Raw genomic sequence first — 510 nt, 5'->3', positions numbered from 1 at the left:
ATTTCATGAATATATGTTTCGATTGGTATAACGATGTCTAAATATTCCTCTGAACATCTTCCTGATACAAAAAACCGCCAGCGTTTCCGCTGGCGGTTTTCAATGTATTCAAAACTCAGCAATCAATAAAAATCACCAGTTGCCTTTTCGGCCTGATCCATCCACACCGGTTTATCGCTGGTTTTCGACCAGACGCGATGCAGGTAGCTGTAAAAGCGGGCGCGGTCTTTCCAGAAAAGCATGAAAGGCAGCGCCAGAACGCCCGCTGCAACCGCATAAGTACGGCGTAAAAAGATAAGCCATGCAGGATATTCTCTGTAGAGTTCCATACTTTTCTCCCCCTTTTGTATCTACCCGGTGAATGGCACCGGAAAAATGAATTTGTTTATCTGATGAAAATAGTACCGCCTTTTGTGTAATTTTACTACTCATCCGACCACTTATTTTTGCTTATTGATGGTTTATTTACATTCATCCTGTAATTAAGTTACACAAAAGTTAAATTAATAC

1 protein-coding gene is annotated in these 510 nt (G+C 40.8%); it reads right to left on the bottom strand.

Annotated elements, in window-relative coordinates; translation table 11 throughout:
- Positions 1–122: 122 nt before the first annotated feature.
- Positions 123–329, bottom strand: coding sequence for a YbfA family protein (locus E0D98_RS25695; protein WP_000424924.1), 207 nt, complete (start codon positions 327–329; stop codon positions 123–125).
- Between the last annotated feature and the right edge of the window lie 181 nt (positions 330–510).

Origin of the sequence: Escherichia sp. KCJ4928 (assembly GCF_004352695.1) — a bacterium.
Classification (GTDB): domain Bacteria; phylum Pseudomonadota; class Gammaproteobacteria; order Enterobacterales; family Enterobacteriaceae; genus ECMA0423.
Note: the sequence above shows the minus strand (reverse complement) of the source record. Positions and strands in the feature narration are given on the sequence as shown.